Source organism: Paenibacillus sp. SC116 (assembly GCF_024733555.1).
In the GTDB taxonomy this organism is placed as follows: Bacteria; Bacillota; Bacilli; order Paenibacillales; family Paenibacillaceae; genus Paenibacillus_B.
Window position 1 is genome coordinate 1,445,532 of sequence record NZ_JANIOF010000001.1, and the last position, 24,133, is coordinate 1,469,664.

Genomic DNA, 24,133 nt, shown 5'->3' on the forward strand with positions numbered 1-24,133 from the left:
TGAACCATTGCGATGGACAATATATTGTTTTTCCTTCCGATAGATTAAGCATAGTGAGAATATATCATAGGACTTTCTATCGTTATTCAAATATCGTCTTACCTTCTGTAGCATTCTTTAAAAATATTTCTTTCGGATAAGGGATTGCGATGTTTGGTATTTCGCTTTCATTAAAGAAGGATAACTGCTCTGCCTCGGCATCCTTAGCTTCTAGCTTGCCGCTTATTATGGAACATTGAAATACGATAACTAGATATTCCACTTGATGACCATTGCTATATTGGTATTGATACTTTTCTCCGCCAAATACGCCTATAATTTGAGTTGGTTGTATAGTCAGACCCGTCTCTTCATAAACTTCCCGCGTAATTGCTTGAGCTGGTGTCTCACCGATTTCAATGGCGCCTGCTGGGAGACCCCAAGTTTGTTCATTACCTTTTCGGATAAATAGAATGTGATCCTCTTCATTCCTAACAACAGCCGCTACGGAAGGCATAAACAGGAGTTCAGCTCCTACTTTGTCTCTCAAATTTTGATAATAGGATGACATAGACATTTCGATTAAACCTCTTTTCTAGTCTCATGGGTAGCTACCGTTTTCTTGCTTGAAAAAATAAAAATAACGAAATTCTCAGCCTTCTGCAGCGTACTGAAGTAATCCTCAATCGTACGATGATATTTAATTGCGCTGTATTAGGCTATTTAACAAAGTAGATTCGTGCCAGAAGCTTGAAATTCCGATGATGTTTCCTGATTAGTAAGGTAGTCATGTCGATACCTCATTGTATAATATGAAGATTGTGAGTGTGTATTGAGAATGCTAGAGTGATTGTGTGAAGATTCTAAGAAGTTGGACAGTCCGTCATCATTAAACTAACTAATGAATGTTTGTATCCTTTTGCCGTCGCCTAATCTATTGCTAAACTGGCCATTCGTATATTCATCTATAACTTTGTTCCAAAATAGTTGGGCTGGTCTATTACTTTCCATTTGAAACACTTCCCAACTCCCTTTATGCGAATTAAATACTTGTTTAGCTACCGCTCTTCCAATCCCTGCTTTACGATATTTCTTCATAACAAAAAACTCCGCAATCGTAAAGAAGTTCCTCTCCTCTGATTCGACGAATCTTACTAGGATAAAACCAGCATATTTGCCCTCTTGCTTAATAATGTATGGAAAGCGATGACTCTCGTCCTCCCAGTAGCTGTCCAAATAAGGGTAGGCGCCAAATAATCCATCCTCTTCAACATCACATTTTATAAACTCAGAGAAATCATAAATATAGAGCTGCATTAAATTTTTAAAGACATCCTTGTGTTCAATAGAAGCTCGAATACATTCAACATGCATAAGTAGTTACCACCTTTGCTAGCTTCTTAATACTCCTACTTTTCCTTGCTTTAAGTCCATAAACACAGGCTTTTGTACTTTATTAATGATCCTGATATCGATATCTTCGATTTGCTTACATACAAACTGCAAAGACTCATTGTGTGGGTCTGTGAAAATAAGACTCTCCCCATCTTCAGCAATCATTCCTTGTAAATCAGCTTCTACCTGAAATAGAAACATAACGAACACGACTTCTGTTCCATCTGGATATGTATATTCCATTCGCTCGCCGGTGTATATAGAGTCTAAACTAGAATGCAGCACTTCAAGTCCCGTTTCTTCTCTCACTTCTCGAATCATCGTTTCTTCAATGGTTTCGCCAGGCTCCATCCCGCCACCCGGCAATCCCCAGTCACCGTAATCGGAACGCTTCTGCAGCAGTATTCTTCCTTGGTTATCTCGAATAATGGCTCCGCCTGTTACAATTATGCGTCTAGTCATGATTGTCCGTCCTTTTATATATTGTTTTTATTAAAGGGGATTTTCGTTAGAACCTCTATTCTCATATTCATCTAAACTCAATCCGCTCTTTAATTTCCATTCCTTCCTTCCATTCAGTGAGCAATTTCTCACAATAGCTGCTGCAGCTGATGGAGATGTAAACTCCACATCTTTAGTTAGTTGAAAGAAACTATCACTGCTAGATACTATGAAAAAATCTTCTTGTTCAAGTTGTTTTCTTAATCTCGCATAGTTATGACTAGAAAAACTATTAACAAGATCCTTTCGTATGTAAGAGCCTTTCAGAAGTCTATATGCCCCATCTACCATCACTAGCATTGCTTCTCTTGCCTCTTCACCTTTAATTCCAGGAACATTCAAATAAAAAACGGTTTCCTGATTGCGTTCCTGCTCAATGTCTTCTTTTATTTCAGTAGCTTTCTTTTTAGTAAAATCAATTATGCCTAGATTACTTAAAATAAAAATAATGTTTTCATTAAATTCCTTCATATCATCGCAATCTGAGAGTGGCAATCTTGAACCTGGGGGAGTATTTGCATTGACAGTTTCAATGGTAGTCTGATTTTCCTTGGCAATCTCATACAATTCCCTTTCGAGATATCTTACATGAGACTTTGTTAAATTAGCATCCTTGCTTATAAAAATTACAAAGTCACTCCACCAATCTTTATTTTTAAAGTGGTCGGAAATTCTTTTATTTACTTGATCTGCTTCACCTATATATATTTTCTTTTGAAAAGAATCTTCTATTTCCGAAATCAATACATAGATACCTGGTGCCGATAGTTCTTCAAAACTCTGCAGTGTCTGAACATGTTTTCTTTGCCCGATATAAGCTTTCCCCGTCCAATTGCTTAATTCTGCTGTTTTAAGATTTTTATAATTTTCACCCATTATGTAGAGTTTTATTGATTTTCCTCTCACGAAATTCCCTCCGTTTTATATCTTGTACCAACTTTATAGCTATCATTCACTTTCTTTTATTTTCATTTTAATAACTTGTATCATTCTCAAGCCATCGTTTGGGTACATGCTACGAATAGTGATGTACTAGACCACATCCATACTTAGAAATTCTCTTCAATTATCATACCATCAATAATATGGAATAAACCAACTACACCCCCATCAATATCCACACATCTTAAAAAATGAAAATTATTACCCGGGAAAAGATCATATAAAAAGTCATGATTTAAGCAGCCAGTTATGGAAATGTACAGTAAATGTATTCACATCCATGGCAGCTCTAATAAGGCTCATATATATATGAACACTCAAATGAACCTCTCCCGAATAATCTTATTTAATTTTACTTCTACATCTATCATTTTTTCGTTCTTTCCATAAAGCATTCCTTCAATTAATCACTCAGCAAAATATAGGGTTGATGATTTCAAAGTTTCTTCAAGATACTAAAAAATTTACTGTATCCCTGCTTTACCGTAAGAGTTCTCAATCGCTCGCTTGTAATTATTCCAGTCAAAATAAAACGGCCTCGTACCATAAAAATCAGGACGAAGGCCGCTTAACATAATGTATTTAAATAAACTCCCGTATTACACAACGGGTTGCGGTTCACTATTTAGACCTAGTGTCCGCGCTGTTGAAGTATGAATTTCCTTAATAAGTTCAGGGTTTTGCACAAGTGACACGCCATAAGAAGGAATCATTTCTTTTATTTTAGGCTCCCACTCTTTTATGTGCTGCGGGAAGCACTTTTGCATGACTTCCAACATGACTTGAACAGCCGTAGATGCACCCGGAGAAGCGCCAAGCAGCGCAGCGATCGAACCGTCTGCAGCACTGATCACTTCTGTACCAAACTGAAGCGTACCTTTGCCGCCATCAGTAGTATCTTTAATTACCTGAACACGCTGGCCTGCTATTACTAAATCCCAATCTTCACTTTTCGCGTCAGGGACAAATCCTCGTAAATCAGCCATACGCTGTTCCTTCGATAACATGACTTGCTGGATCAGGTACTTCGTCAATGGAACATTTTTAGCTCCTGCCGCTAGCATCGTTACGAGATTGTGTGGTTTTACGGAAGTTACGAGATCAAAGATAGATCCTGTTTTCAAGAACTTAGGCGAAAAGCCAGCAAACGGTCCAAAGAGCAATGCTTTCTTATTGTCGATGTATCTCGTGTCCAGATGCGGTACAGACATCGGAGGCGCACCAACTGGCGCTTTGCCATATACTTTTGCATGGTGCTGCTCAATAATCTCCGGGTTGTTACACGCCATAAATAGTCCACTTACCGGGAAGCCGCCGATACCTTTACCTTCGGGAACACCAGATTTTTGCAGCAAGTGCAAGCTTCCGCCCCCGCCTCCGATAAAGACGAACTTAGCCGTATGACGTTCCACCGTACCGCTATCGACATTTCGTACTTTCAAGTCCCACAAGCCGTCGCTCGTGCGTTTTATATCATCAACACTTTGCTTATATTCAATATTAACGTTCTTTGTTTTTAAATAATCAAGTAAGAGTCGCGTTAAAGCACCAAAGTTAACATCCGTTCCCGAATCAATCTTTGTTGCTGCTATCGGTTCATTAGATGTACGACCTTTCATAATAAGCGGAATCCATTTTTCCAGTGTTGCCGATTCATCGGAATATTCCATTCCCTGGAACAGGGGATTGTTTGACAGCGCTTCAAATCGATTTTTTAAAAACGCCACATTTTTTTCCCCCATTACTAAACTCATATGAGGCAATGGCATAATAAACTCTTGCGGGTTACGGATTAGATTGCTACTTACAAGATAAGACCAGAACTGCATAGAAACCTGGAACTGCTCATTAATTTTTACAGCTTTGCTAATGTCTACGGTTCCATCCGCTTTCTCGGAAGTGTAGTTAAGCTCGCATAGTGCTGCATGCCCTGTTCCTGCATTGTTCCATTCGTTAGAGCTTTCCTCACCTGCGTTTGCAAGTTTCTCAAAAACTGTAATGTTCCAGTCCGGTGCTAATTCTTTAAGCAATGTCCCCAATGTTGCACTCATGATTCCAGCACCAATTAAAATAACGTCTGTTTTCGTTTGTCTGTTACTCATTGTTTACCGTCCTTACACGCTAATATTTGTAGTTAAGTTGTAGGTTCTCTAGCTGCATGGGCTCTCACTATTATTTATAGAGTAAAATAATTACGATTATAGGCTATGAAAAATCCGGTAAATTGCAGTGATGACATACTGTTACAGTTAGGTAATGAGAAATTGTCAACAAACTCTAGGCATACACAAAAACCAAGGCCTGAACCCAATTTTGCACATGGGTAGTGGCTTTGGTTGGCTGTTTCAAGTGAAAAGCCGCCCTTCAAGTTCCTTAGTTGCGCTGTAATTCTTATTTTGGACATGAAAAATGATTCTCGAAAAATATGGTACCACCAGTCTTGATTCGCGAGCATCCCCAATATGCTACTCATCAACGACTTAAAAAAAGCAATCTTAACATCAAAAATCAACCTGAGCTCATCTGCTCAGGGGGATATGGAATGTCTAGACCCCCTTTTTAAACTATTGATACAAAGAAAGATGGACCCTCCTCAATTTGTTGAGAAATCAGAGAATTTGTCATTCATTGAGGATTACTATTATCATATCATATATATATCCAATTGTTAGTATTGATTTTCACATTATCGTAAAGATTTCTATGATTTTCGTCATTTTTGATACGCTTTTGCATTCATAACAAGTCGATAGGTGTAATCGTCACCTAATTTATACCTTCATAAGCAACTTACATACTTATTCATCCATATGTATTCAGTCCATTATTAAGTACAAAAAAAACGCCTTGTAAGGCGTCAAAGGGTTAACACCCATCTATAATTTCACGAATCTGCTTAATATGCCTTTGTTCATGTATGTACAATGACTTAACCCATTCCAATAGTGATAACTCTTTAAAAGCTGGGTGTATAAAATGTCTTCTACTCAGAACCGATGGATCTTCTAAGGAGTTTAATAATTCATGTAACTTCTGTCTTGAGCTGTTTAGTCTTTCCATGATTTCATGGTTTCCTAAACACTCATCCGTTGGTTTCACCATATCAGGCGCTTCAATTTTTTTACTTCTATCCAGCAGAACTTCGATTGGTTTACTTTCAACATATGAATCCTCATTGCTCTTTAACCCTCTTTTTATTGCTACGACATACAACTCTTCTACCGTAATGAGGTGCTGACCTATCTGACTAATACTCCAACCGGTTGAGTCTTTCCGTTTATGTAACTGCTCTTCCTTCAATCCATTGAATATTTCTAGTAATTCGCCTCTTGTTTCATCCAACTGTTGCATCATGTACTGGAGTTCCATGGACAACTTCCCTTCATATTCCTTAGAATTTTCCTTTCTTAATGGATAGATATTATACTTCATCTGATATGATTACTGCTATTTCTAGTATGAATGTATGAGCTCTACGATTTCCATTTGATTGGTTTCCATAGCCCTATCTAAAGGGCTTCCGTTGTATGATAACATTTTACCTTTAAACTTGACATGCGTTTTAAAATCAACTCCAAGATCTAGTAGCAGCTTAACGATATCCTTGTGTCCTAACCCACAAATCCAAAACAACAGCTCCGACTTGGGTGTTGTTTCTGTTTTATAATTCGCACCGTTCTCTACTAGATACTGAGCAATGCTAAGGTTGTTCCTCCAACAAGCCCATTTAAACGCTGTCGAGAAGAATTGCTTATCAATGCCATTCTCCACTAGTGTTTTCGTCGCTTCGAAATTTCCACCTTCTAAATTCGTTGTAAAGTCTAGAAGAGAACTTTTTTGACCGTCTACTTGATTGATATCAATGCCCTTAGATAATAATAGTTCAATTATCTTTTTATTTCCGTAAGCACATGCATAGTGAATGGGCTTCAAATTGTTTGGACCTTTGGACTGTACGTCTGCTCCTGCTTCAATTAAATAGTTAGATACATCATAGTGATTGTTAGCAACAGAAATGGATAGAGGTGATTGTCGTCCGACATCTTTAATCTCTTTATCTGCCCCCGCTTCAATCAGAAGTTTTACAATATCCAAATTTCCGTTTCTACATGTGATTTGCAAAGGGGTTCCCTGAATGGGATTCGAATAGTCACTAAGTTTCTTATTAAGCATATTTGGCTTTATCTTAGTTAATAGTTGTTTGACCAAATCTATATTTTGGTTATAGCAAGCAGCATGTAAGGTTTCATCAGTTATGACCTTTGACATTAACTTTCCCCCCTTTTACATCGTAAAATATAATTCAACAGCAATAACGATAATGATACGGCTGTTGAATTAAAAACACTATTTTTCAAGCTCACTAACTTCCCCATTACGGTATCCAACTATAACCTGTCTCGTCATGTTGACGAACAATCCGTTATCAACAACACCTGGTATCAAATTAAGCTTGTTATGCAATTCTTGTGGAGCATCAATATGGCTAAAATGACAGTCAACGATGTAATTGCCATTGTCCGTTACAAATGTCTTGTTGTCGACTTTCCTTAACCTCGCTTCACAGCCTAGATCGCGAAGCTTGTTTATCGTCACTTCATGCCCAAATTGAACGATCTCAACAGGCAAAGGGAACGTACCAAGACGCTTTACCACTTTACTTTCATCCACGATAACGATGAACTGCTTACTAGCTGCAGCCACTATCTTCTCTCGTAACAGCGCCCCTCCGCCACCTTTAATCAGATTAAACGCATGATCAACTTCATCCGCTCCATCAATCGTGATATCAATCTCATTTATTTCAGAAAAGGAAACCAACGGAATTCCAAGTTCCCGTGCAAGTTCATCAGACTGAACAGATGTAGCAATTGCTTTAATGCGTAGTCCTTCCTGCACTTTCAATCCTAATTTTTGAATGGCCCAATAGGCGGTTGAGCCAGTGCCCAAGCCAACGATCATATCATCTTGTATGTAATCCACTGCTCGTTCAGCAGCTCTTCGTTTTGCATCCATACGTACACCCACTTTTATTAATTTATCTGTACCCGTTACTTATTGGTTACTCCAAACGGTACATGAACAGAAGGGAATATTCTCGCCACTCCCTCAATATGGCTAACCTGATCGTCAAAGAAGATATGTGGTTTAAATATGCTCAGTACTCGCTTCTTTTCGATTCCCCCAAGGAAAAACGCCTCATCTACTCTAATATCCAGCTTTCTTAGCGTAGTAATGACTCTCTCGTGTGCTGGCGCATTCCTTGCGGTCGCAATTGCAATTCTGATCTTTGGTTTATAGGTTGGATCACTTTGGTTTTTTGCAATCTCTTTCTTTTGCAGGTTCGCTATCTCGGTGAAAAATCGCAACAAGGGACCAGCAGGCAAAGGTTCACCCGCTAGATCTCTTTCGTGGGAATGAAAGTTCTCTAATGCACCGCCTTGGAAAATGGATTCAGCAGAATCATCTGCAATAATGCCATCAAAATCAAACGCCAATCGCAGCTCCGTATCCTCTTCATCATCAACATAATTGGAAGGATAAATACAACCAGCAGGATAACCGCGTTCTACCGCCTCTTTAACATCCTCCGGATTACCAGACAAGAACAAACTAGCATTGAATGCTCCCATATATTCAAACGGATTATTTCCAGCAACAAATACAGCCCTACTAATCGATAATCCATAATGTTCAATAGATTTAAACACTCTTAACCCAGTATCAGGATCATTTCTAGATAACAACACAACCTCTACAAGCTGCTCTTGTGGAGTATTGATGCTTAATAGCCTTTTAATAAGTGGATAAGCAACACCCGTTGCAAACACTTCATTATCATGTTTTCTCTGATATTCCCTGTAAGCATCTTCCCCATTTTCTCTGAACACCCGATCAGACTCCGAAAGATCAAATAAAGCACTGGAAGCTACAGAAATGACAAACTTGCTTTCAATCTCGTATGGCATGTATCTCTATCCTTTCATTGCGCACAATTGCATGTAGTGTTAAAACCATGAAGATAATAAAGCAAAGACAGCAAATAATACCATGATCGTAATAAAGAAATATCCGAATACCCGTAGTGGTCTGGGAAGCGCTGAGAGTATCATTTTTTGCGGTTTACCTATGCCTTCAATACGCTGAGCATCTTCAAAAATTGACGTTGTACTCGAAGCAATGAGTTCCGAGTTATCTTCAGTACGCTGTGTCTCATGAATGTTTCGATCGTCCATGATATCACCTCAAAAGATTTTTACCATTTCACTTATGAAATACGCAGCAGGAACGAGCAGCAGCTGAGCTAAGATCGTTCCCACAAATCTAGAAGCCATTAGCATGACATAGATTCTGCCGATCTGTTCTTTATACTTCTCATCCTGACATGCCTTATCTGTAAGCAGGCCAATTTGCGGATCAATAAAAATAGTAAGCAAAATGGTTGCCATCCCGTTAATTAAGCCGGATGCCTGCGATGCCGAAGTACTCAACTCAGGCACTAAGTGAGCCGCATATAAGGATGCTAATACGCCTACGGAATATATACCTGTAACGAGTATGTTCAATACAATAAATCGTTTGGGTATCCCTAAGTAACGAAAGTTTGAAATGCGAAAAGACGGTTTTCGTACATAATGCTTCGCATTTTTCAACTGCCCAATAGTCACACTCGAAATCATCTTTGGAAGAGAACCTGCAAGTTGCAGTTTCAAGATTACTCTTTCCCAAATACGAGCGAACGTTGGAGAAAGCAATATCGCGAACAGTGTGCCAATAGATGCGGCAATAAGGATAATTCTAAGATATTCTAATACATCAAAAGAAGGTTCGATCTTGGCATAATCAATGAATTTGGCCGTCATCGGTGCTTGAACGAGATTGGCTGTTCTTGAAACTAACAGGATAATACCCGTTAATGATAGTGCGACTGCCAATTTATTGACCCTTATCCCAGCTAATCGCAGCGAATAGGATAGAGTTTCAAACATGTGTATGATCATCGTTAAAATAAATATAATAATTAGACTTTGTATCATTTTTATATCTCCGTGTAAAAAGAATCTAGTATTAGATTTTATAGTATTTAAGTGCTGCAGTTATAAACGAAATGACCCCACCTTAGATACCTCTTATCTTCGGCAGGGTCGTCTGTCGTCGGTTATCCGTATAGCCGCTATCACTATTGTACAATTAAAATATCAGAAGATGTAAGCACAGATTAGAAAATACACTGCAATGCACAGTTACAGTTTTCCTTGCTCAGCTTCCAATATGATTCTGTTTATACTTTTTATGATATTTCTTTCTATGCCTTTTCTTCATTGAACCATCTTCTTAACTGATTAATCTGAGCTTGATGATAGCGGCTGTGGTCTGCTATATGCCATAGGCCCCAGCGAATCGTCGCTTGCTTCTCATTGTCATGTCCAAAAGTGACCACTCTATCTAGATCAGCATCTGTTAAATGCGCACATGCATCTTTCAACATTTCCATTACACCATTATATTGTGAAATGAGCGTGCTCCAAGAAACTCCATCGATTATTGGAATTCTATTATTTTCATCAATCATGGGGCCATATTTCTCTTGTAAAGATTGCGGAAGTGGCTCCCCTTTTATTCTGTAGACCCAGTTGAGATCCACGTACATAAGATGTCTGATTAACTGAGCGGTACTATTAAAAATGTTGTTGAGTCCCTTGTAATCTACTTCTTCTTGCGACATGCCATCCGAGATTAGTTTGAGCCTTTGGCAATTTTCTTTAACAGCGGAATATAACATTCCCACGATAAGCGACATATTGGCTTCGCCTTTTAAATCTTTAAGCATACTACCTCCTCCTCGTTCTGACACATCCGAAGCGCTTCATTATTTCAGTTGAAAATGCAGCTCTGTTTTATAACCAACTCTTTCAAATCCACATTTCACATACATGTCTTTGGCCGTGTCTGAATGGTCCGTAATTAAATAAGCATGCGGCACACTTTGCTCATACGCGCTTTGCAGTAAATATTGAATAACCGCACTTCCATAACCTTTTCTTTGATGCTCTTCTAAAATATCGAAATCTTCTATCTTCGCTAAGTTCTCCAAAGTCATAAGTTCACAATTCCCAACTGCTATACCTGCAGCATAACAAACATATAAATCCAGCGGACTATTCGTCACCTGATAAACTTTGGATTTACGCTCAATTCTTCTTGTCGCGAACTCCAACCCCATAGATTCTTGACATGCTAATATATCTACCTTTTTACCATCTGCAATAATCTCATCCGTAATGGCTTTTTTCACAACAGAGTTCTTGTTTCCATCTATATTTCTAAAACCATCCGTTTTAATGTACATGTAATCATAAATAGAAACCTCAGGTTTGATAGGTAATTTTTCAAGCATTTTTATATCAGCATCAAAGTTCACTTCGATTCTTAAAAAATCCTTGTTTTGTTCTTGGCGTAATTTGATTTCATTTATAATGATTTCCGGTAAATCAGCACGGTTCTCTTTTATAAACGTATAATTATGGGAATACATATCAGGAATTTCATCATCCCAAAATCTAATAAGGTGTTCATCCTCATGATTTTTCGAAAATAATTTGGTGTATGCCATTTCAGCATTTATTAGTTGTGTTTTCATGTCTTGAGTATTTCTCGGTGGCTCAGTTGAATAATGTATATCCTTTTCCAAGTTATCACCTTCCTATCTTCTGATAATGAATGCTACATATTACAATCGGTGCATCTCTTCATTCAGCAGTACCATGTGAATATGGTCTTCCCAAGCACCGTTGATTTTCAAATACTTGCGAGCTATGCCCTCATGTTCAAATCCGAGTTTTTCAACTACTCCAATAGACGCCTTATTTCTAGGCATAATGTTGGCCTCAATTCGATGTAGCTGTAACTCTTGAAAAGCATATTTAATAACGACTCGCAAAGCTTCCGTCATGATTCCTTTCCCTAGCTCTCGCTCATCCAATCTGTAGCCTAAATGACAAGATTGAAAAGCCCCTCTCACAATGTTACTGAGCGCTATCGATCCAATAATCGCTTCATCCTTAAACAACCAAACTTTAAAAAGGCTGCCTTCTTGCATTTTTCTATATTCATCGTGAAGCAGTGATTCGTGATAGGCTATGCTGTAATAATCAGCATTTCGTTCGACTTCCCAGGGTTTCAGAAAGTCTTTATTCCTGATTACAAAATCTAATACTTCTTTAGAACTTATTTCGTCGATGACTTGCAACGATACATGATTTGCAAACCAAATAGGCTTCAACTCAATCCCCCTTAGGAATCATGTAGACTAATAACAATATTAAATTTTATTATCACCATGAACTTTTGTATGTAAAAAAACCCAGCCTTAGATAGTTCTTATCTTTGGACTGGGGCACTTGCCGACAGAGATTATTCCATTATTATACACTTATAAACCAAGAGCCGATAGCCACGCAGCGAAAATACGGTGTTAGGATGTCAGTATCTTCTTACGATTCTTCCTCAGCCCTATACTCTAAAATATCCGCAGGCTGACAGTCTAATGCCTTGCATATTGCCTCAAGCGTTGAAAATCGAATCGCTTTAGCCTTGCCATTTTTCAAGATAGACAGGTTAGCCATCGTTATGCCAACCTTCTCCGAAAGTTCGGTTACGCTCATCTTCCTTTTAGCCAGCATGACATCAATATTGATTATAATGGCCATGTTCATTCACCTCAGACTGTCAAATCATTTTCTAATTTTATATCGATGGCATCTTGTAAGAGCTTTTGAAGAACGGCAGCAAAGACTGCAATCACCGTTGAAGCAAATACAATTACCAGTCCTATTACAATGAGACCTGGAGCATCGTCCACTTCCGCAAAGAGATACAAGATTGGCAAGGCAGCCACAAACAAGATGCTAATTGTAATTGCACTGCATTTTATTTTCTTTAAAGCTAACACAGACCGTTCTGAAAAGGCTATATTCTGGTCAATATAGCTTAGCAGTCTTAATGCCTGAAATAGCGCGAAGAAAAAAGCTGCCGAGGTTGCATATACAACTATTAAAGCAGGATATTGCAAATAAGCCAACTCTTGATAATATGCTGCTGCTTTCATCGTTACCATAGGGAAGAAAACACATAAAGCAGCTATCGGCGCTCCCATAAGAAAAACAGCAATCTTCAAAAAGAGCGTTGAACCTCGTTTCATAAAAACACCTCACTTCATAATTATCCATATTGAATATAAACCAATATTTATCGTTTTGCAATAAATTTTTATTCCTAATGAATACATTATTATCGTTGATGGATGTTTATTCTAGATGAAAATAAAAAAACATTCCTCCGTACAGAGAAATGCTCCCATTTTGATGAAATTTTTCACTACGTACACCTGCTTCATATGTATCTCTTCAGGCTTTTGCATAACCTTTTGTCATTCGCGCATCTACTAATCCTCATTCAACACTTATTGTACTTAGATCATCCCATCCTAATGCCACTTCGATTAATGTTTCTCCCCCGATTGTGATTTCTTTTTGGGCTATATATTGCCCTCCCATTCTCTTATAAAATTCAAGTGATGGATTAGCTTCAAGCACCCAGACCATCATTGAATGATAATGGTCTGATCTTAATTTCTCTACGAGTTTATGAAAAAGTAATTTACCATGTCCGCGTCTCTGGATTTCCTTTAACAAATAAAAAGAATAAATTTCCGCATCATAGTCCAATTCAGCCTCTCTACTCTTTCCACCATCTATAAATCCCATGACCATTCCTTCCATTTCGATTACATAAATGGTTTCATCCTGATGCAGATTCTCAAAAATCCATTCCCACTTCTTCTTCCGTCCTTCAATCGATAAGTTGGATAGAACTTCGTCTGAAATAATTCCTTGATAGGATGCCTTCCAACTATTCACGTGCAACACTGCTAATCCTTCTGCATCCTGAGGAGATGCAATTCTAACATTCATCATTAGATAGGTTCCCCTTCCTCGCATTGTAACTGTGGCCACCAGCATTGAAAAACGAAACATAATCAAACTCATCTAAATACCTTTTCGTACTGAACTTGCTCCTGTAGGTAAGTAACTTACCGTCGAAGTACGTCTCATCATAAAAAGTGAGCGGAAATGAGGATTTGCAGCTAGGCTCAACACCGTTTGTAAGAATGACTTTATTCGCGTACTTAATGTTATCAAATTGTTCTAAGTCATCCTGAGTATAATGGAGAACTCCATCCATAATGATAAAAATATTATGCAAATCTATACGTTTCGTGCGCTCCTCCCACTTTCCTTTTGCCTCCTCAAAGGATGCAAAATGCATAAAGTATAGTTTTACCTCTCCAAACTCATTTCGCAATACGCCAACAGGAAAGTTTTCCTCCGTATTCGTATCTTCAAGCAATTCGGTCTTCAAATATTCTTCTAAATAAGTTACATATTTAATAAATTCGTCATGTTCAAAATACAAATTGATCGTCGGTGAGTTAAAGGGCAATCCTAAATCATGATAGATAATGCCTCCTACACAGTTGTTAGAAATAATGGTAGGCGTTTTGTTAATTAATCTTCCACGCTTTCTACTGCATGCTATCTTTCGAATACGGTTCATGCATTTATTACGTATACCTTGAATAAATCTATGGAATGGTCGCAATAGCATCTATCCAACCTCCTCAAAGGTACAAATACACTTCCAAACTGTCTCCTAGTGATTGTCTTCTACAACACTACTTCATTTAGAAATGAATAATAAAAGACCAAGTGCGCTAACACTTGGTCCGTATAGATGAGTGGGCTAGATAATCCCTTCTTAGATAGTTAATATTCGATTGAGTTATATTTTACCATCATGAAATTTACAGTACAAGCATCCCTATCGTATTTGGCTTTTTTGTTATGTCTTGTAAACTACAAAAGAGCCCTCTCATGCATCAAGAAAAAAATCTACTTTTCTTTTATGGACTGCGCTGTAAAATGGTAAAACGCTTCAGCATCCTCACTGGTATCAAAACCAGCCTGCGCCATCTTGTCATTGCCTCCACCTTTACCGCGATAATCAGCCAGATGCTGCTTAAAGAACGCACCGCAAGCGAATCCGCTCGCTCCACCTTGGGCAAGGAGCACCTTACGATCCGCGGTGGAAAAGAAGAGTACAATAACTTCAGCTTGCTTGGTGAACTTATCCGCTAGGTTCTGCATGTCTTTAACTGATTTATCTGCAAATACATGCTGAATAAGATTACCCTGGCGATCTGCCAACAACTTCTCAGCCAAGTAAGCATCATTTTCGGCCTTCACAGCGTTCAATTCCGCTTGGAGCTGCTTCTGCTCTTGGTCCAATTTTGCAATCCGATCCAGAATCTCATCCTTTGCAACTTTGAATCGGGATGACAAACTGCTGACAATCTCCATTCCAGCATTAAATTCGTTCAACGCGCGATAACCGCATTTAAAATGTAGCCGTATATTCCCCTTCTGCTTCTCTACTTTTAGCAGCTTAATGATGCCGATTTCACCCGTTGCGGAGACATGGGTACCACCACAGGCATTGTATTCAATGCCATCGATTTCAACGATGCGGATATCTTGTGTTACCTTCGGCTGCTTAACTAGTGGCAAGGTAGCGGCCTGCTCCTGATTCACAAAATAATTTGTTATCTTGCGATTCAGGTAAATCTGATCATTTACTTCCAGTTCAAGCATCATTAGCTGATCCTGAGGCAAATCAGGTCGAGCAATATCAATCGCAGCGTAATCCTCACCTAAATGAACACTGAGCGTCTCCGCCTGGCATACTTCCAGACACATAGCTGACAGCAAATGCTGCCCACTATGCTGCTGCATATAATCGAACCTTCTATCCCATTTCAATCGACAGTCTACCTCTTCACCCTCAGGCAGACGTTCGACTTTATGCAAGATCTCTTCTTCCTCATTTACGACATCAAGAACCGAAATATTATCGATCCACCCTAGGTCACAGGTTTGTCCTCCACCATGAGGATAAAAAGCCGTCTCTTCCAATACCAAATAAGTTCCGTCAGCTCGCTCCAATTTGCGTGCAATTCGTGTCCGCCACTCACGGATATAAGCAGATTCATAATATAACTTCTTCGTCATATTCCAGTCCTCACTATTCCTAAATTACATCTACTTTACTATAAATTGCCCCCATTGTTCCACATCTTGTAGTTACGGTACATCTACAATTACTTTCGTATGTGGCAGAACATTCACAGTAACCGTTTGCTCTTCAAAAAAATCAAGCGATATTAGCGAACTATAGTACTGTTTGTAACCAGTACACGAACATGTAATTTCCAACATTTCTAGGGCTATGTTCAAATGCCAGTCATATGTTGTTATTTCTTCTTTTTTTCCAGTACAAACTTACGTTGGATTTCTTCTAAGAAGTGTTGGACCGCTGGTGCCAAGTAGCGATTTTTCATAAACATTAAATAAACGGTACGTTCTAACGCAGGTGAGTCTATCGTTTTTCTGACAATGGATGGATCTCTCGGTTCAACTAAATAATTTTCAGGCATAATGACAATCCCAAGATTTTCTCTAACCAATGTCAAAGCAGTTTCGAAGCGTTCGATTTCAAATTTGATGTTTGGAGATACTTGCTCAAGGGCAAAGGCTCCTAAAATATCTTCCCTCGTCTGGAATCCTTCCATGCTAATAATGAAAGATTCCTTTTCCAACTCTTTTAATGTTATGGATTTCTTTCGGGATAGAGGATGATCCCTATGCAGCACAAGGACTAATTTTTCATGATATAAAGGGATTGATTCAATATCATCTTCATGGATGCACTGATTCGTAATGATGAGATGGGTCTGGTATTTCCGTAATGACTCGACTACGGCCTTTCTGCTCAGCACTTCAAATAGTTTAATATGAATCGAAGGAAAGCGGTCTTGATATTCACGGATCACTTGAGGAACCCACTGTCTTACCGACTCGATCATGCCAATCACGAGTTCCCCACTTCCAGTCAGCTTTACTTCTTTCATCTCTTTTTTCAAAATATTCATTTGAGAAAGCAGTGGAATCGATTTTTGATATAAAACATTGCCAGCGTCCGTCAGTTCGATTTTTCTTGTACTTCGCTCAAATAACGGCGATCCTACCTCATGTTCTAAATTTTTAATCGCATTACTTAGAGAAGGCTGTGATATATGCAGCTTTTGTGCAGCTTTGGAGTAGCTTAGTTGATCGGCAACCGTTACAAAATAATGTAATTGTTTAATATCCAAAATGCTCCTCCCTTCACTATTTATAACTAAAAGCTATTAATTTATTTGTATTATATATTTAAAATTATAAGAATGTCATCATATAATGGACAAAATACGCAGAAAGGGTGGGGACATTGCGAAACCATGTTGAAGCCGAAGTATGGACTGGCAGAACGGATCATACGGAAAGAAGAAGCAGCTTCCGTTATCATCAAATCGTGGAACCAATGGAGTTAAACACACCATGGGAGACCTTCTCTACCAACACTTGCGCCATTATCGGTTTTGAATGCGAGGAAGGCGTTCGGCGCAATCAAGGGAGATTAGGCGCGGCGAATGCTCCGAATGCACTCAGACAAGCGCTCGCAAGCATACCTTGGAGAGCAGCGAAGGGTCATCGCCTTGTCGATGCGGGGAATGTGACTTGTTCCAATAACAAGCTCGAAAAAGCCCAAGAAGCATTGGGCAATGCCATCTCTTACCTCTACTCCAAATCGACTACTCCCATTATTTTAGGAGGAGGACATGAGACGCTGTACGGACATTATTTAGGCGTTCGCAAGCATATTGGACAAGATGCTTCACTCGGAATTATTAACATTGACGCCCATTTCGACTTACGTCCCTACGACAATCAACCTTCATCAGGAACGATGTTCCGACAAATATTAGAGCAAGATCACAACAGCCGCTATTTTGTGCTTGGCATTCAACGTTTCGGAAATACACAGGAACTGTTCGACACAGCGGACGAGCTCGGTGCCTGCTATATACTAGAAGAAGAGATGCATCATGGACAAATGCAAGACATTATTTCATCCTTACATGATTTCATTGCACAACAGGATTATGTCATGCTCACCCTTTGTACCGATGTTATCAATGCGGCATTTGCACCGGGAGTCAGCGCTTCGTCTCCATTCGGATTAACACCGATGGTTGTTAGAGACCTGATCCGTACTGTTGCCACTCATAAGAAAACGCTTTCTTTTGACATTTGCGAGGTGAATCCGACTCTCGACGAGAACGGCAGAACGATAAAGCTAGGTGCATACTTAACAAATGAAGCCATTATCGCATTTATGGGGAGGAACAATGATGACGCTGGCACTTAATCAAGTGAATACGATATTTTTGGCCGTAGCCCTGCTCGTACTAGGAACCTTCTTGGTCAGAAAATCGGGAGTACTGCAAAAATTTTGTATTCCGGCACCCGTTGTCGGTGGACTGCTGTTTGCCACCTTGGCTACGATACTGAAAGCGACAGGTCTATTGGAAATTACATTGGATACATCGCTCCAAAGTCTATTCATGCTCACGTTCTTCACCACAGTAGGATTGGGAGCAAGCTTTCAACTTATTAAATTAGGCGGCAAGCTGCTCGTCATTTACTGGCTTGCTTGCGGATTCCTAGCTTTGGCACAAAACGCGATTGGTGTTTCTCTCGCCTCTTTATTCGGCCTGCATCCGCTAATTGGAATGATGGCAGGAGCCGTATCTATGGAAGGTGGACATGGAGCGGCAACCGCATTTGGACAAACGATTGAAGCTATGGGAATCCCCTCTGCATTGTCCATCGGGATTGCGGCAGCTACCTTTGGCCTTATCGCAGGTGGGCTAGTCGGCGGACCAACCGTAAAATACTTAATAACCAAATACAATCTGAAGCCGACGGAGACAAAGGAAGAAGAAACAAACGTAGAAGAAAAAGTACTGCCGATAACAACAAATAACTTCTTCATCCAAGTACTGATCATTACATTTTGTATGGCGTTAGGGACATATTTGGGAGGATTGTTCACGTCAGCGACAGGCTTTGTCCTTCCCGGATATGTGGGAGCCATGTTCGTCGCCGTTATCGTCCGTAACATTATAGACAAGTTAAACCCAAGTACCATCGACATGAAGAGCATCAACCTGATAAGTGACGTTACTCTTGGCCTATTCCTATCCATGGCGCTCATGAGCATCAAGCTATGGGAAGTGGCCGATCTTGCCCTTCCGATTTTCGCCATCGTGCTGGTACAAGTTATCTTTATCGTACTATTCGGCATTTCCATCTTGTTCAGAATGCTGGGCAAAGACTATGACGCCGCCGTAATGGTTGCCGGATTTACAGGGCATGGCCTTGGTGCCACGCCAAATGCAATGGCAAATATGGCAGCGGTAACGGAACGCTTCGGACCTTCCCGCAAAGCGTACCTGATCGTGCCTATCGTAGGCGCATTTCTTATCGACGTGTTCGCCATGCCTATCATTATTACGACATTGAATTTATTTAAGTAGTATGTTTAATAGAGTTTATTAAACATAGCAAACAAACCTCCAACCACAATGTGGAATTGGAGGTTTGTTTATTTCCGCAAATATCATAACGTTCTTGATTCACGATGCCCAACAAAGTTGGATGTCTCCGCTGATATTATCCTCTGCTAAGACTACTCGCGGATCACGGACGAATACCCGCTACGTGAATGTCGTGTTATGCGACTCGCTTTCCTTTTCGATTACCCCACAATATCACTCCAAAATTCTATTTTTTTTATCTTGCTATAATTAATGTCCTTATGTTCTTTGTCATTAAACTCAACTTTAAAATATTCATCAAGATTCTCACCATAATAAATTATATCTGTTTGATATACGGAAAATATCGGATTTCCCTCTTCATTTGGATGTGAAGAAATATATCTGTGCGAATAGATAGGAATTAATTTGGGCACTTTTTTATACTCTTCGATACATAATTCCTTCGCCTTTTCTATTTCTATTGGCTTGCTCCCCCATAAATCAAACCAAAATTCATTATGTTCAACATCAAATAGCATTCCTTCTAGTGGCCAGTTCAACATTTCTAAAATTCTATTTGTGTTATGCTCTGAGAAATCTCTCCAATTTGGAAACCGTTCACCGACTGGAAGTGCATTATGTAACATTTCACGCAAATCAACTGGAAAAATGATTTTGTAAATATCTTCGATTCGTATTATTTCTTCTGAGGTTAGTCCTGCCTCAAACTTTATTCCGTGTCCTTTGAGTCTTGATATAGTGTTTTTCATATTTCTTTTGATACTCCTTTAAAGCATGTCGTCTGACATTCCTGTATTTAAGACGTCCGACGAAGTCGGATGTGGTCGCTGCTCCAACTTCTCGGCTAAATACTCTTGCGGGCCTTGGGGAAATTGATCGATGCGTGAATATATTGTTATATGACGTTCTTCTCCGAATTACTATAGACATCTCGATGACTTTATGATCCTTGTTAACAGCTCTCTTATATCTTTATTGGCTCTATCTCTTTCAGTTTCCATCCACTCCACCTTTTCTTGCTATATGAGATATAATACTTTTCATTTCTGTTAATTAGTTTTGTTATTATTTTTGGTATCTCTATGTCTTTTTCTATTCCACTTGAGTTTTCAACTAAAATTGATTCATGATTGATTTCTTTTATTCTAACGACTTCTACTGCAGATTTTGTTTCCGATGCCCAAACTATTGCGACAAAAACTACTACACTCCCTAATAATGAAATTAATAGATTCTTCAACGTTTTTCTCCCTATCTCACTGCGATTTTAATTGCTTTACTAAAATCTCATCTGTTACTGCTTCCCGCTTTTAATGACTCAGTACCTATACAAAACTTCACCGTTTAGCTACAGTCGATGCAATTAGAGCGTCGGAGATTTAACTGCACTTGTTATTACTCCACATTTGCAAGAATCTCATATAACGTTTCGTATATTCATGACGCCCAACATAGTCAGATGTGTCCACAGCAACCACTTCTTCGAAGTCACTTCTCGAACCTAGGGCGAATGCCCGACGCGAGAATACTATGTCAGGTATGTGTGCATGTAATACTTACAAAAAGTTTATTGTTCCACTAGGAGTTACTCTAAAACACTCGTTTTCTATATCCAATTCTTCAGTTAATATTACTTCTTTATTAATTTGTTTCGATATATCTTTCATGAACTCTATCAGTGAATCAACTGCATCTTCAGTTTGAATCTGCTCTGGCACAATATCAAATTCAATTTGATCTGCATCGTAGAAATATCCAGATACAGAAATGCCTTTATAATCTATTGAAATGTTAAGTGAATAGTCTTGTCTAAGTTTCATTAATTGATTAATTGCCCTTTCGTTCACGAGTTCTCCGTCTTTCGTGATTTTGTACTGGATATTATTCTTATCAAGATATTCAAATATTGATTCCCAATCTAATTGGCTTGCATGCATTATATAAATATCTCGAAGACTTCCATCTTCATAAAAATATTCTTTAATCATCTTTTGTTTCTTCATTATTAATCTCACTTTCAGCGCATTTCCTATAACGTTCTTGTAATCACGTGTCCTGCGTATGTAGAGTGTGTCCACAGTTCCAAAGCTGCGCCTAGGACCAAGGGCAATTTCCCAATGCGGGAATAGTGCTATGTAATGTCGACGACCTTCTCGAATATCTTAAATCCCCAATATTGATATATAATCATTTTCTTTTAGCTTTTCATTAATCCATGTTTTGAATTCCAATATTAATTCTTTTAAACTTTCGAGATTATCTTCGTATTCCTTTATAAAGTCTTCTTCACTACATTCAAAAAAAAATCCTATATGGGATTTTAATAATTCAATGCTAGGTTGTTTTTCTAATAGAAGATTAACCTCATCTAATCTTGTCAAAATCTTTATCCAGATCTCTTTTGAGATCTCATTAAATGCATAATGATCATATCCTTCAAATTCCTTCTCAATAGATAATTCAAGTAATGAAAAATCTTCTTCAGTGAAAAAATAGACCTGTCATTCCAGCATTCACCTCCCCAGGTAGAACTTCTATGTAACAGCTTCCTTCAAGTTCTTTTATATCTTTTATAATCATCATGGTTTAATTCCCTCATTACATATTCTCGTCGATTTCACCTAGCGCTCTTGTATTCACGACATCTGACTGAGTCGGATATGGCCATTGATACTTCTCCCCTGCTAATCACTTTTCTCGGACCAGGGGTCATCAGACTCCGTGCTTGAATATTAGGTTAGGTGAAGTATGTCCTTCATGAAACTAACAAATTGCTTTCTAAAAATCTTTTATATAAAGTTCTAATAACTTTATATTCAGTTTCTCAAATTGATCAAGCAATTCTTCTTTATTTCTCGAATATTTACTTTGAAGGTGAAATCTAGAACATGTATATAACAACATCCCTACAATATCCTTGTTGACTACTTGTTCTTTTTCAATTTGTTTTTTATAAATATCAAGCTGCTTATGTAGTTTTCCTATTGAATCTAAATCAACAATTGCCTTGCCATCCCCCGCCTGATTCCCACGTATATTTATAACTATTATTTTTAATGTCGCAGCGATTTGTTGTTCAATATCCGTAAATTGATTCTTCAATGTATCACCACTTTTTATGTATTTCTACATATTTTCTTGTATTTACGACGTATGTCGGATGTGTCAGTAGCGCTTTCTTCTAGGACCAAGGGCGAATACCCGATGCGTGAAATAGGATGTCGCTACCTTCTCCAAGCTTCAATCAGAACTATTCTTCTTTCAAATACCAATTAATATAAGTTGATTCAGTACATTGAATATTGTCCCATTTAAATCTGTCTACAATTTCTTTAGGATCAATATCGTTTAATAACAACAATGTAATGAAGGAATCATATACACTCATGAATGCAATTCGATTTGAGTCATCAGTAATGATAACTTCTTTAGTTGCTAACTCACAAAAACTTATTGGTTCAATTGTGGTTAAATCTACATCTCCATCAGTATCGAAGATTGGATCTGAATATTGGACCTTAGAAATTCCAAACGAAAGATATAACTCTATAATATCCTTGATGATGAAATGAGAGATCTTATCTTCATTAGGGAAAAACAAGTCATTATCATAATCAAGTTTCATGAGCAATTTATCTGCCAAATTTCTTCGAGAATATGAAGAGTTTAGTGCAGCGATACACGTCTTCAATGCTAAAGCTAATTCGCAATTATCATTCAGCTCACTTTGACTGACAATATCGCTCCAATTTATCGGTGAACCATGTTCTATTATCTCAGCATCTTCTGGGTATATATGTTCAAATTTATTTATCTTTTTACTTGCTTTCCATCCCATGGGCATTTGTATGAATGGATTTAAAATTATTATTGCTGAATTGAACTTTCCCTGTAGCTGTTCAAGTATTGGCGAACTATCATTGAGCCAGATATAGTTCATCTATTTATAGCTCCTTATCATTCAATGTATTGCAATGATTTCCTATAACGTTATGATATTCAACAAACGCCCCAGCCTAAGAATAAGAGATATCTAAGGCTGGGGCATTTGTTGTCAGGTCCCCCTCCATGACTATACATCTGGACAACTGAGGAGTGATCGCCCTGAAGCGCAAACGCTATGTTATAGAACGTTCATTCCTTACTAGAAATTTCTACATGTAATCATTAATTATGGAACATAATTATAACTCTGAAATTGGACGGGTCTTCTCTATGTACTAATCTCTCCAGCGCCTGCAAAAATTCTTCCCCACTTTCACGATAATCAACAACATCAATGACTAATTCGTTATCCATTGTGTAATCCTCATATTCTATCTTTTGATCCCAATTAAACTTGAAGATTTCATCAAACGTAAACCAAGTACATGTATGAGATTCTCCACATTCAAACTCTTGTCTTATCTGTTCAGAAACATCATTTGGCAACCCTTTGGGATCACTAATATATGGAATACTGATGTAAGTGTTTCTTTGATTAGCCAGTATTGCATGGAGATCATATCCTCCACCCTTATAAACCAAATCACCCCAATCTATATACCACAACGACTCTTTTCTTTCAGGATACAACACTGCATATTCGTTCTTCTTCCAATTATCTATTGAGGTCCAGACTCCATTTTGTTTTAACATATTGTCACTTCGAAAAATCTTCTTCTCGACGTAGCATAGCATTATTGTCCCCATACTATCTCCTTTTAGAGGATTACATGAATTTCCGATAACATTCTTCTATTTGCGACGTCCGAT

The 24,133-nt window shown here is 38.4% G+C and carries 29 protein-coding genes; 2 read left to right on the forward strand and 27 right to left on the reverse strand.

The genetic code is table 11. The features are described 5' to 3' along the window. Positions 1–82: 82 nt before the first annotated feature. The 20 genes from NQ117_RS06310 to NQ117_RS06405 all read right to left on the reverse strand — a co-directional run bounded on the left by NQ117_RS06310 (position 83) and on the right by NQ117_RS06405 (position 17,086). Entirely contained in the window at positions 83–556 is a 474-nt protein-coding gene (locus tag NQ117_RS06310; protein ID WP_258277130.1) for an NUDIX domain-containing protein, read from the reverse strand. A gap of 317 nt (positions 557–873) precedes the next feature. Further along, entirely contained in the window at positions 874–1,353 is a 480-nt protein-coding gene (locus tag NQ117_RS06315) for a GNAT family N-acetyltransferase (RefSeq protein ID WP_258277131.1), read from the reverse strand. Positions 1,354–1,371: 18 nt separating this feature from the next. Beyond that, on the reverse strand, positions 1,372–1,836 hold the full coding sequence (locus tag NQ117_RS06320; RefSeq protein WP_258277132.1) for an NUDIX domain-containing protein: 465 nt from the start codon (positions 1,834–1,836) through the stop codon (positions 1,372–1,374). A gap of 30 nt (positions 1,837–1,866) precedes the next feature. Next, positions 1,867–2,781 carry a GIY-YIG nuclease family protein gene (locus tag NQ117_RS06325; protein ID WP_258277133.1) on the reverse strand — a complete coding sequence of 305 codons (915 nt, stop codon included), beginning with the start codon at positions 2,779–2,781 and terminating at the stop codon, positions 1,867–1,869. 635 nt (positions 2,782–3,416) lie between these two features. Then, positions 3,417–4,919, reverse strand: a complete 1,503-nt coding sequence (locus NQ117_RS06330) for a malate:quinone oxidoreductase (RefSeq protein WP_258277134.1) — start codon at positions 4,917–4,919, stop codon at positions 3,417–3,419. Between the two features lie 763 nt (positions 4,920–5,682). Beyond that, positions 5,683–6,249 (reverse strand): DinB family protein, encoded by a 567-nt coding sequence (locus NQ117_RS06335; protein WP_309137852.1) that lies wholly within the window; start codon positions 6,247–6,249, stop codon positions 5,683–5,685. 21 nt (positions 6,250–6,270) lie between these two features. After that, a complete protein-coding gene (locus tag NQ117_RS06340; protein ID WP_258277135.1) occupies positions 6,271–7,086 on the reverse strand; it encodes an ankyrin repeat domain-containing protein in 816 nt (271 codons plus the stop codon). A 78-nt stretch (positions 7,087–7,164) separates the two neighbouring features. Continuing rightward, a complete protein-coding gene (rpiA, locus tag NQ117_RS06345; RefSeq protein ID WP_258277136.1) occupies positions 7,165–7,833 on the reverse strand; it encodes a ribose-5-phosphate isomerase RpiA in 669 nt (222 codons plus the stop codon). Positions 7,834–7,868: 35 nt separating this feature from the next. Continuing rightward, positions 7,869–8,786, reverse strand: a complete 918-nt coding sequence (locus NQ117_RS06350) for a 5'-nucleotidase (protein ID WP_258277137.1) — start codon at positions 8,784–8,786, stop codon at positions 7,869–7,871. Positions 8,787–8,825: 39 nt separating this feature from the next. Beyond that, positions 8,826–9,053, reverse strand: a complete 228-nt coding sequence (locus NQ117_RS06355) for a hypothetical protein (protein ID WP_258277138.1) — start codon at positions 9,051–9,053, stop codon at positions 8,826–8,828. A gap of 9 nt (positions 9,054–9,062) precedes the next feature. Continuing rightward, the gene (locus NQ117_RS06360) at positions 9,063–9,854 is read right to left on the reverse strand and encodes a lipid II flippase Amj family protein (protein ID WP_258277139.1); all 792 of its coding nucleotides are present in this window, start codon (positions 9,852–9,854) and stop codon (positions 9,063–9,065) included. A 269-nt stretch (positions 9,855–10,123) separates the two neighbouring features. Continuing rightward, a complete protein-coding gene (locus NQ117_RS06365; RefSeq protein ID WP_258277140.1) occupies positions 10,124–10,648 on the reverse strand; it encodes a DinB family protein in 525 nt (174 codons plus the stop codon). A 39-nt stretch (positions 10,649–10,687) separates the two neighbouring features. Then, the gene (locus NQ117_RS06370; protein ID WP_258277141.1) at positions 10,688–11,509 is read right to left on the reverse strand and encodes a GNAT family N-acetyltransferase; all 822 of its coding nucleotides are present in this window, start codon (positions 11,507–11,509) and stop codon (positions 10,688–10,690) included. Between the two features lie 39 nt (positions 11,510–11,548). Then, entirely contained in the window at positions 11,549–12,100 is a 552-nt protein-coding gene (locus NQ117_RS06375) for a GNAT family N-acetyltransferase (RefSeq protein ID WP_258277142.1), read from the reverse strand. Between the two features lie 211 nt (positions 12,101–12,311). Continuing rightward, positions 12,312–12,527: a helix-turn-helix domain-containing protein gene (locus NQ117_RS06380; RefSeq protein ID WP_258277143.1), complete on the reverse strand. Its 216-nt coding sequence runs from the start codon at positions 12,525–12,527 to the stop codon at positions 12,312–12,314. 11 nt (positions 12,528–12,538) lie between these two features. Next, positions 12,539–13,018, reverse strand: a complete 480-nt coding sequence (locus NQ117_RS06385) for a DUF2975 domain-containing protein (protein WP_258277144.1) — start codon at positions 13,016–13,018, stop codon at positions 12,539–12,541. A gap of 250 nt (positions 13,019–13,268) precedes the next feature. Then, positions 13,269–13,793, reverse strand: a complete 525-nt coding sequence (locus NQ117_RS06390) for a GNAT family N-acetyltransferase (protein WP_258277145.1) — start codon at positions 13,791–13,793, stop codon at positions 13,269–13,271. Further along, positions 13,780–14,484, reverse strand: a complete 705-nt coding sequence (locus tag NQ117_RS06395) for a DUF1919 domain-containing protein (RefSeq protein WP_258277146.1) — start codon at positions 14,482–14,484, stop codon at positions 13,780–13,782. Before NQ117_RS06395 ends, NQ117_RS06390 begins: the two co-directional genes overlap by 14 nt. A gap of 284 nt (positions 14,485–14,768) precedes the next feature. Further along, positions 14,769–15,944, reverse strand: a complete 1,176-nt coding sequence (locus NQ117_RS06400; protein ID WP_258277147.1) for an alanyl-tRNA editing protein — start codon at positions 15,942–15,944, stop codon at positions 14,769–14,771. Between the two features lie 242 nt (positions 15,945–16,186). Further along, positions 16,187–17,086, reverse strand: a complete 900-nt coding sequence (locus tag NQ117_RS06405; protein WP_258277148.1) for a LysR family transcriptional regulator — start codon at positions 17,084–17,086, stop codon at positions 16,187–16,189. Positions 17,087–17,193: 107 nt separating this feature from the next. On the opposite strand from NQ117_RS06405, the gene hutG reads away from it, so the two are divergent. Continuing rightward, positions 17,194–18,183, forward strand: a complete 990-nt coding sequence (hutG, locus tag NQ117_RS06410) for a formimidoylglutamase (RefSeq protein WP_375163025.1) — start codon at positions 17,194–17,196, stop codon at positions 18,181–18,183. Next, the gene (gltS, locus tag NQ117_RS06415) at positions 18,167–19,354 is read left to right on the forward strand and encodes a sodium/glutamate symporter (RefSeq protein WP_258278184.1); all 1,188 of its coding nucleotides are present in this window, start codon (positions 18,167–18,169) and stop codon (positions 19,352–19,354) included. The genes hutG and gltS overlap by 17 nt, the downstream gene beginning before the upstream one ends. Before the next feature lie 221 nt (positions 19,355–19,575). Here the strand turns inward: gltS and NQ117_RS06420 are convergent, their stop codons facing one another. The 7 genes from NQ117_RS06420 to NQ117_RS06450 all read right to left on the reverse strand — a co-directional run bounded on the left by NQ117_RS06420 (position 19,576) and on the right by NQ117_RS06450 (position 24,016). Then, positions 19,576–20,127 carry an SMI1/KNR4 family protein gene (locus NQ117_RS06420; protein ID WP_258277150.1) on the reverse strand — a complete coding sequence of 184 codons (552 nt, stop codon included), beginning with the start codon at positions 20,125–20,127 and terminating at the stop codon, positions 19,576–19,578. Positions 20,128–20,342: 215 nt separating this feature from the next. Further along, positions 20,343–20,618 carry a hypothetical protein gene (locus tag NQ117_RS06425; protein ID WP_258277151.1) on the reverse strand — a complete coding sequence of 92 codons (276 nt, stop codon included), beginning with the start codon at positions 20,616–20,618 and terminating at the stop codon, positions 20,343–20,345. Positions 20,619–20,934: 316 nt separating this feature from the next. Next, positions 20,935–21,381: a protein export chaperone secb gene (locus NQ117_RS06430; protein WP_258277152.1), complete on the reverse strand. Its 447-nt coding sequence runs from the start codon at positions 21,379–21,381 to the stop codon at positions 20,935–20,937. Between the two features lie 159 nt (positions 21,382–21,540). Continuing rightward, on the reverse strand, positions 21,541–21,759 hold the full coding sequence (locus NQ117_RS06435; protein ID WP_258277153.1) for a hypothetical protein: 219 nt from the start codon (positions 21,757–21,759) through the stop codon (positions 21,541–21,543). Positions 21,760–22,156: 397 nt separating this feature from the next. After that, on the reverse strand, positions 22,157–22,480 hold the full coding sequence (locus tag NQ117_RS06440; protein ID WP_258277154.1) for a hypothetical protein: 324 nt from the start codon (positions 22,478–22,480) through the stop codon (positions 22,157–22,159). A gap of 148 nt (positions 22,481–22,628) precedes the next feature. Beyond that, positions 22,629–23,318, reverse strand: a complete 690-nt coding sequence (locus NQ117_RS06445; protein WP_258277155.1) for a DUF2711 domain-containing protein — start codon at positions 23,316–23,318, stop codon at positions 22,629–22,631. Between the two features lie 227 nt (positions 23,319–23,545). Beyond that, the gene (locus tag NQ117_RS06450) at positions 23,546–24,016 is read right to left on the reverse strand and encodes a hypothetical protein (RefSeq protein WP_258277156.1); all 471 of its coding nucleotides are present in this window, start codon (positions 24,014–24,016) and stop codon (positions 23,546–23,548) included. Positions 24,017–24,133 lie beyond the last annotated feature (117 nt).